Here is a 9089-nt window from a genome sequence, read left to right on the forward strand (position 1 = left end):
CGGCAGATCACGCGATCTCCTCGCTCGACACCGGCAGGGACGGCGCCCTCGCCACAATCAGCTTGTGAAGAGCATCTCCGACCCGATCAATGACTTCGCCCCAGTCGCGCCCTTCGCGCTGACGGAACAGACGCATGCTCGGGTACCAGACGCTATCGTCACGATCGAGCAGCCAGCGATAGTCCGGCGTATACGACAGAAGCGTCCAGGTGGGACGGCCGAGCGCGCCGGCGAGATGAGCGACACTGGTATCGACGGTGATCACGAGATCCAGACATGAGATCAGCGCGGCCGTGTCCGCGAAATCGGCAAGTTGACCCGTCAGGTCCGCAATCCGGCTCGTCTCCTGGAGCACGGCTTTGTCTTCGGCCTTCGGCTCTTTCTGCAGGCTGATGAACGCCGCGTCCTCGCCGAGCAGGCGGGAAAACATGCGCAATGGGATGGAGCGATTGTGGTCGTCGAGATGATTGGGGTTGCCTGACCAGACCAGGCCGACACGCAATTTCTCAGGCGCACCAAGGCGCTCTTGCCAGATTTGAATCCGATCCGGATCAGGCGCCGGCAAATACGACACCGGCGCTGGAATCGCGGCCAGTGTCGTCCGAAAGGCAAACGGCAGGCTCATGATCGGACAATGGATATCCACTCCCGCAAGGTCGGCGGCCTCCGAGACCGGAATGCACTGCGAAATGCCCGGCACATTCGACAACAGAGGTAGCAACGGCTTTTGAACGGCGAGGATGACGCAGGCGCCTAGCGCCAGGACCATCGGCACGTAACGGACAAACTGGATCGTATCGCCCAGTCCTTCGTCGGCTGCGATGACAATGGTTTTTCCAGCGATGCCGTCCTGGCCCAGCCACATGGGTTGCTGGAAGCGCGGATAAGAGCTCGGCAGGCTCCAACGGGCCTCCCGACCAGACCAGCCCGCGTCGAGATCCCCCAGCAACAGGTTCAAATGTGCCGTCCCAAGATCGGCCAGCGTGTCTCTCGGGTCGGCACGCTTCAACTGCCTGTAGACCTCGAACGCTTCGTCGAATCGACGCAGCTTCGTCAGCACAGAGGCCTTGTCGTGCAGCGCATCCCTGGAGCCAGGTTGCAAAGCCAGCGCCCGCTCGAACCATCGCAACGCTTCTTCGTCTCGGCGCATCGTCCGCAGGACAATGCCCGTCTTGACGCAGATGTCAGAGTTGCCGGGCTCGATCTCGTGGGCTCGCCGACAGATGGCAAGGGCCTCGTCGAAGCGCTTCAGGCCATTCAGAAGTGCACCACGCATCAACAACGTCGGTACATGGTTGGGCCGCAAGGCGTCGCTCAGATCGAGATAGGCGAGCGCTTCGTCGATCCGCCCCAACCGTTGAAGCGCGATGCCGCACTGGTTTGCCGCGTCCCAATGCCTCGCATTCAGTTCCAGCACACGTTGGAAGCTCAACACAGCGTCGGCGAGCTGCTGCAGGCTGACAAGGGCATTGCCCCTCAGCATCCACAGATCGGCGCTTTCGAGACCGAGCACCCTCGCCTTCTCGACGACCTTCATCACCTCATCCGAGCGTCCCTGGACCTGTAGCACCGTGCCAAGACTCAGGAAGTACTGCGGCTGAACATCCTGCTGGATCGCGCGGGATACCCACCGCAGTGCAGCTTCATACTGCTGTGCCTGCAGTGCAAGGATCCCTAGCAAGTTGAGGGTCGGCGCATGCCCTCCATCGATCGCAAGCGCCATATGACAACACCGCTCGGCGTCCGCATGTCGGCCATTGGCGACGTCACGCAAGGCAGCGTCATAGAAGTTCGCGGCACCATCGGGCTTGGCAGGTTGGAGCTTCACTTTGGTGGGCGAAGCTCGGCGCTCGCGACGGTTCATTGCTGCAATTCGTCCCGGTTACGATTTCAGCGTAATTGATTCTCATTCAGGCTGACAGTCGCAATTCTATCTCCGGCTGTGGTGAGGACCGCTCCGATTCTGCCTGCATTTCGTAGCATAAGAGCGCGGAAGACAACGATCCGATGACACGCTTCGTGGAAGTCAAACTCATTGCAACCATTGCGAGCACGATCAAAACGGCCTGCAGGACAAGGATGAGGACGTCTTCGGTGGTTCCGCCGATATGAGGTCGGGCCATCTGCCGACCCTCGAGATCATCATCACCGAAACGCCGGCGCATCTGCGCAAGTTTCACGATCCGGAATCGGGCCTGGCGCTGATCCGGCCGGATGCCTGGCATGGGCCGTCGGACAGCTCGGGCTCGTCGCCGGACACGGTCATCCGCAAACAGACTGGAAAGGAGGAGAGGTTGAATGGTGCGCTCGGAGCGGGAGAACACGTGTGTTCGTTTAGTAGCTGAAGCACGACCGCCTTTCCGCACACCGGCCGGACGTGCCGATTTCTGATCCAATCTTTCGCCGGCAGCGCTATGGCGCTTCATGCCCACGTGTGAAGCCGCTCTCCCGGCGGTAACAGAGATGAAGTTTGTCCCACACCTTCATCATCGCATGGACCAGTTGGTCCATGAGCGCGTCGTCGTGATAGGGCGTAGGTGTAAGACGCAGGCGTTCCATTCCTCGCGGGACAGTGGGGTAATTGATCGGCTGGATATAGATGCCATGCTCCGACATCAGCAGGTCCGAAGCCGCCCTGCACTTCTCGGGATCGCCGACATGCACCGGCACGATATGGCTCTCGCTCGGCATCACCGGCAGGTCTGCTGCCGTCAGGACGGACTTCAGCCGCGCTGCACGAGCCTGATGCCGGACGCGCTCCGCTGTCGAGGCTTTCAGATGCCGGATTGCAGCGGTCGCGGCTGCGCAGACCGGAGGCGGCAATGCTGTCGTGAAGATGAAGCCGGGGGCGTAGGAGCGCACCGCATCGATCAGGTTCGTCCCAGCCGCAAGATAGCCGCCGAGACAGCCATAGGCCTTTGCGAGCGTGCCCTCAACAATGTCGATCCTTTCCATGACCCCGTCGCGCTCAGCTATGCCGCCGCCGCGCGGGCCATACATCCCGACCGCATGCACCTCGTCGACATAGGTCAGTGCGCCGTAGCGCTCGGCCAAGTCGCAAATTCGATGCAGAGGCGCGATATCCCCGTCCATCGAGTAGAGGCTCTCGCATACGATGAGCTTTGGCCTTTCGGGATCTGCCGCCCGCAGCAGCCGTTCAAGATGCTCCGGATCATTGTGCTGCCAGATCTGCTTCTCAGCACCCGCCTTGCGAACACCCTCGATCATGGAGTTGTGGTTCAACGCGTCGGAAAGCAGCAAACACCCAGGCAGCAGCTTGGCGATCGTCGATATCCCCGCCTCGTTGGAAACGTAGCCGGAGGTAAACACCAGCGCGGCTTCCTTGCCGTGGAGATCAGCCAGCTCCTGCTCGAGCGCGACGAGCGGATGGTTCGTTCCCGCGATGTTACGGGTGCCCCCGGCTCCTGTGCCCATGCGCGATACGGCATCGATCATGGCTCCCATGACCTTCGGGTGCTGGCTCATGCCCAGATAATCGTTCGAGCACCAGATCACAACCTCACGCTTGCCCTCCCCCGAATGCCAGATCGCATAGGGATAGCGCCCCGCCTGGCGTTCAAGATCCGCAAAGACACGATAGCGCCGTTCCTGATGCAGTCGATCCAACGCACCGCGGAACATCGCGTCATATTCAGGGAGGAGGCTCAACGGCCGCATCTGGTAGTTCATGATTGGACGATTCCTGCCGACTATTTTGCCCGATTGAACTGGTAGGAGCCCTGCAGGAAGACGCCATAGCGCTCCGTCGTATATCTCAGGACCTGATTGAAGGAATCGACCGCATTGGTGCTGAGATGCCACCAGCGTCCGCCGATGCCGATGCGGAAATTGTCGGTCAACTGGTAGTTCAGCACGGTCTCGGCCTGGAATCCGGATCCTTGTCCTGAGGCAGGATCGCGCCCGAACGTGAAATAGTGCGTGTCGATCGCATTCTGCGAAGTCCAGACATAAGCGGCCTCCGCCTGCCAGCTCAGCCGGTCAGACAGCCGCGTGTCGAGTGAGACACCGGCCCGTCCGCTATGCCAGCGATCCTGCTCGGTCACCACCTTGACGCCTGCCCCAAGAGCCGGACTGCAGATCGTCGGATTGCCACCTACCTGGGTGCAGCCCCGCGCGTCGACCGTTTCTGTCCAATATTGATAGCCGACGAAGGCACCAAGCCGGAAACGCTCCGTCTCCAGCAGATTGAAACCGACATCGAGATTTGCGTATTGCAGCCGCCCGCCCACGCTGCTGACGGTCTTGGATGACGGATTGACGAAAGGAGCAAAGTCCTCATCGACGAGAGTGCCCGAGCTGATCTTGCCCGCCCCGAAATAGCCCTTCAGAAACATGTTGGTGAACGGGCCGTCGAGCGCATCAACCCTGAAGAACATCTCGCCGCTGTGCCCGGTCATGCCGCCATAAGCGAGCCGGGAGACCTGAAGCGTCGCTGCCTGATCGGCGAAATAGCGGTAGCGATTCTGCCCCGAGCTGAACCAGTAGCGCACTCCGGTCTCCAGCATATAGGACGGCAGGATCGACGCGCGCGACCGCAGCGGCATATCGCCCGAGCCCGCGCCTTGGCCGCCTTGCAACGCTGCAGGCCTGGCCCAGGCGCAGCTGACGATCGAGGCGTTGCACTTCGTGACACCGTCGGCGTTGAAATCGCGCCGCAACGTGACCGTCGCGAACAGGTCCTTTGTCGTCGTCTTGACGTTGGCCAGCGTGCTGTCGACGAACCGGTAGCCAATCTCTGTTTCCAAGCTGATCTCCTTCGACCAGAGATAGCTGACCAGCAGCGACGGCAGGATCGTGTACTCCTTCAAGTCGGTCCGGGTGCCGGACCTATAGCCCATCCGCAGCCGCGGGCTGATGGCGAGATCGGGCGTGATCGGGTAGCGCGAGGCAAGATCCAGCACATAGAACTTCGAGTCCGCCAGGCTCGCGTAGCGTAGCGCGCCCATGAACAGATCGCCCGGCTTGATGATGCTGTTCCCGGTCAACTGAGCCGACAGATAATATTCGAGACCGCTCGCCGGCGTGCCGTCGACGCCGCCGGACGGCAGCGTGCCGGTCAGATTGGTCACCGTGGCATCGGCGGCGACCTGCCAGGTCTCGTTCAGGGGCCGCGAATAGCTGACCATCGCCGACTGGAATGTCGGCGTGCGGTCGATCGCGAGCTGCCTGATCTCGCCTGCGGTATTGAACTTCATCATGTCGTAGAGCGTGAGGAACGGCTGCCCCTGCAACGCATTCCAGGTCGAGAGAAATGGAACTCTTCGGTAATCGAACGAGGCGTTGATGACCGACTTGTCCTCGAACGTATACGTTCCCGAGAACACGGCGGCATTGAGCGCGCGGAAATGCGTGTCGTAGTCGATCAGGCCGAGCAGCGACTTGTTGGTGTCGAAATAGCGGAATTCCGCGCCGATGGCCTGGCGGTCGACGATGTTGCGGTCGTATTGCGTGATCAGGTAGACGGTGGTCTCGAGCCCGCCGAGGATCTTGCCAAAATCGATGCTTGCCCCATAGAGCGTCTTGCCATCCTTGAACGGTGCGTCGAAACGGCTCCAGTTCGGCGAGCCCGCGAGCACGTTCAAGCGCAGCCCGGGGCTCTTCTGCCAACTCAGCACCGCGCCGTCGAAACGGCCGATCACGCCGCCGGTGTTGCGGGATTGCCGTCCGACACGCAAGGTCACGTCGGCTTCCTTCAGCGTGTAATCGACTTGCGCGGTCGAGACGCCATACTTGTCATTGCCCGTATCGAATTGGCGCTCGTGGGTGAACGCCAGCTTGAACTTGGTCCTGATGCGATCGTTGTCCGCGGTGCCCAGGAAGTCGAAATTGGTCAGCAGCGTGTTCTGGTGCACCCGGTGGGCATCGGGATCTGCATTCGGGTTCGGCGCGATGGCCCTGTCCTTGACGGCGCTGGTGCTGTCATTGGTGATGAAGGTGGTCGAGAGGCTGCCCGACATCGACCAGCGCGTATCGCCGTTCGGCCCTGCCGACTTGGTTGGCATCCCTGCCCCCATGTCTCCGCCATCGGAGTTGGCCGGAGACATGTCGCGCGGCCGTGCCGGCGCGCTGCTGGTTGCGGTCAGAAGCGCAGCGAGCCGCTGCCTCACCCGCTCAGCGCCCTCGCCGTTCGGATAACGGCGCAGATAGTCCTCAAATTCGGCCTGGGCTGCAGCGGTCTGCCCGGCCTTCTGGCGCGCGACGCCGAGCAGCTCCTGCGCCTCTGCGCTCGAGCCGGTCTCAGGGAGTTTCAGCACCTTCTTCAGAAGGTCGATCGCGGCGTTGAAATTGCCTTTCTTGATCGATGCGCGCGCCTCGTCCATCGAGGCCTCCGCAAACCGGATGTCCGCCGCGGACGCCTGCTGCATCGTGCGATTGTCGTTGCGGACCGACGCCGCCGCACCGGGGATCGCAACCGGTTTCGGCGCATCCGGAGCGGCTACGCTCGGCACCAGGGCCTTCACCTTGCACGCCGACACCGGGCCCTTCCGGGCAATCACGATCGTGACCTGCTCGAAGCTGCCGGATTGCACGATCTGATAGGTGAACTCGCCAGCAAACTGAGCGACGAGGATCGGTCCTCTGTTCTGATCGAGCGTCAGATAGACGTCCTGGATGCCGGAGCCCTGGGCATTGTCGACCCGCACGCCCTCTCGTCTGACCAGCCGCCGCGTGATGACGGCGTCCCGATCGACCAATTGTAGCGAGACGCTGAGCTGGCTGCCCTTATCCAGCGGAAAATGCCCAGTGTAGCGCACGCGAGCATGAAAGTTGACGCGCAGCAGGCTGCAGTTGCCGATCGTCGTGGCGTTTGCACTGGCAACGAACTGATCGATGACCGGCTGCGCCGGTGCGACGCCGAAGGCTCCGTCGAGCAGGATTGCGAGCAGGCCGGACAGCAGAGTCATCGCCCATCGGGTCGACCTCGCTGCTGCTGCTTGACTGAAGCGGCAGCTCATCACCAGCCGCCTCCATTGACCCGGTGCTGCCGCTGGCGACGGGTGATGATGGCGGTCTGCGACTTGTCAGCATAGATGTGACACGCGCCGGTGCAGTCCTTGAGCTCGGCGACGGTGTAGTCCATCGGCGCCGGCTTCACGAGCTTGGCATGCTGCTGCGGCCGGAAATCACCCGCGTGACAGGCGGCGCAGTCGGGCTTGTAGGCCGCGAACTTGAACACGACGGCTTGCGAATTGCCGCTGTGGCAGGCGGTGCAGCCAATGGCGGCGCTATGGTTCGGATAGCTTGCCGACATGTGCCGGTAGTTGACCGAACTCCAGCTGGCCGTCCGATGGCAGCTCTCGCAGGGGACGTTGGTCACGAAGTGCTTCGGCGATTTGCCGGTGGCATTGGAGCCATTGTGACAGCTGGCGCACGGCGCAGTGAGGCTGGTGTGATCCATCCGTGCGCCCGAGAACGACACGGTGTTCTTGTGGCAGCTTTCGCATGGCGCGCTGGTGACCACGTGGCGCGGCGGCTTGCCGCCGGCTGATGATCCGTTGTGGCACGTCGCGCAGGCCGCCATCGTCCCGGTGTGGCTGAAACGGGCTCCGCTGAATGTCGTCGTGCTCTTGTGGCAGGTCTCGCACGGCGCATTGGTCGCAACGTGCTTCTGCGGCTTGCCGGTTGCGGCCATGCCGTTGTGGCAGCTCGCGCAGGCCGCCATCGTGCCGGTGTGACTGAAGCGGGCTCCACCGAATGTCGTCGTGCTCTTGTGGCAGGTCTCGCACGGCGCATTGGTCGCGACGTGCTTCTGCGGCTTGCCGGTCGCGGCCATGCCGTTGTGGCAGCTCGCGCAGGCCGCCGTCGTCCCGGTGTGGCTGAAGCGGGCTCCGCTGAACGTCGTCGTGCTCTTGTGGCAGGTCTCGCACGGCGCATTGGTCGCGACGTGCTTCTGCGGCTTGCCGGTCGCGGCCATGCCGTTGTGACAGCTCGCGCAGGCCGCTGTCGTCCCGGTGTGGCTGAAGCGGGCTCCGCTGAACGTCGTCGTGCTCTTGTGGCAGGTCTCGCACGGCGCCGCAGTCGCAATGTGCTTCGACGGCTTGCCAGGCGCACTCATGCCGTTGTGGCAGGATGCGCACGGTCCCTGCGCCGTCATGTGGTTGAATCTCGAGCCGGCCTCCGTGGCGATCGAGCCGGCAAGCCCTGCCCTCGGATTGACCGTCGGCAGCAGCGATGGAACCCGACCTGCGTTCTGCGACTCCATTGCATCAGGATTGGCGGCACCGATCGAAGGCAGGAGCTTGCTGCGCGGATCGTTCGGCACAGGCGCTGAAGGGGCGGATGTCATCCGCGGGAGAGTGCTCAGCGGCTGCGACACCGACGCCGCGTCACCAGCTTTCGCCGCGCCGTCGGGTTTGGAGGCGGCAGGCGCACCGGCCGGGGCCCCTGCTCGAGGATCGGTCGTCGCGGCCGCCGACGTCGCAGCTGTATTCGCCAGCGGCTTGCTGCTGAACAAGAGCGTCGAACTGGATGGTGCGGCAGGCTTCGCAGCCGCGCCGGCCGCAGCCGTGGCCGGCGCTGCGCTCGTGCCCGATGCGGACTCGGGAGTCGTGGCCGCCGTCATCGTCCGGTTGGCGGTCGTGGCTGGCGTCACCGCCTTGGCGACGGGCGCCTGAGCGGGGACCACCGACCTGGCCGTGGTCGAACAACCCGCGGCCGGCTTCTGCGGGTCGTCGTCCCAGGTCGAGAAGTTGGCGGCAGCGCGCACGTGGCAGCAGCCGCAATCCTGTGACTTGGCACTGTGATCCGGCCCCTGCGCGCCTCTGCGGCCCTGGCTGCGATAGGCGCCATTGTGACAGCTGTCGCAGCGCGTCGCATGCACGGCGGTATGGCTCATCGTGTAGGTGGCGAAGCTTGCCGCGGTGTTGGTGTGGCAGTTCGAGCACTGGACGCCGGTCACCGGAATGTGCGGCGGCGTGGTCAAACCCTTCGCGCTCGAGCCATTGTGACAGGCGGAGCAATTGGTGTTGGCCGCGGAGTGGGTGAACGCCGCGCCGCCCCAGCTGGTGAAGCCGCCCGAGGCCGCCTTGGCGTGACAGCTGACGCAGTCGGCGCCACCGGTGGCGACG

At 63.2% G+C, this 9089-nt stretch carries 3 protein-coding genes and 2 pseudogenes; 1 reads left to right on the forward strand and 4 read right to left on the reverse strand.

Going from position 1 to position 9089, the window contains the following annotated elements; translation table 11 throughout:
• Window positions 1-7: 7 nt before the first annotated feature.
• Window positions 8-1864, reverse strand: a complete 1857-nt coding sequence (locus QX051_RS04920; protein WP_315775279.1) for a tetratricopeptide repeat protein — start codon at window positions 1862-1864, stop codon at window positions 8-10.
• A 250-nt stretch (window positions 1865-2114) separates the two neighbouring features.
• Between QX051_RS04920 and QX051_RS29450 the strand changes: the two are divergent.
• Window positions 2115-2210 (forward strand): annotated as a pseudogene (locus tag QX051_RS29450) (DUF296 domain-containing protein); the annotation flags it as partial.
• Between the two features lie 202 nt (window positions 2211-2412).
• Here QX051_RS29450 and hemA read toward each other — a convergent pair.
• The 3 genes and pseudogenes from hemA to QX051_RS04940 all read right to left on the reverse strand — a co-directional run.
• Complete coding sequence (gene hemA / locus QX051_RS04930; protein WP_315775281.1) at window positions 2413-3690, reverse strand: 5-aminolevulinate synthase; 1278 nt, start codon at window positions 3688-3690, stop codon at window positions 2413-2415.
• Window positions 3691-3710: 20 nt separating this feature from the next.
• A complete protein-coding gene (locus QX051_RS04935) occupies window positions 3711-6926 on the reverse strand; it encodes a hypothetical protein (RefSeq protein WP_315775282.1) in 3216 nt (1071 codons plus the stop codon).
• A gap of 50 nt (window positions 6927-6976) precedes the next feature.
• Window positions 6977-9089 (reverse strand): annotated as a pseudogene (locus tag QX051_RS04940) (hypothetical protein); the annotation flags it as partial.

The sequence above is a fragment of the Bradyrhizobium sp. SZCCHNR1053 genome (assembly GCF_032381235.1).
Taxonomy (GTDB): domain Bacteria; phylum Pseudomonadota; class Alphaproteobacteria; order Rhizobiales; family Xanthobacteraceae; genus Bradyrhizobium.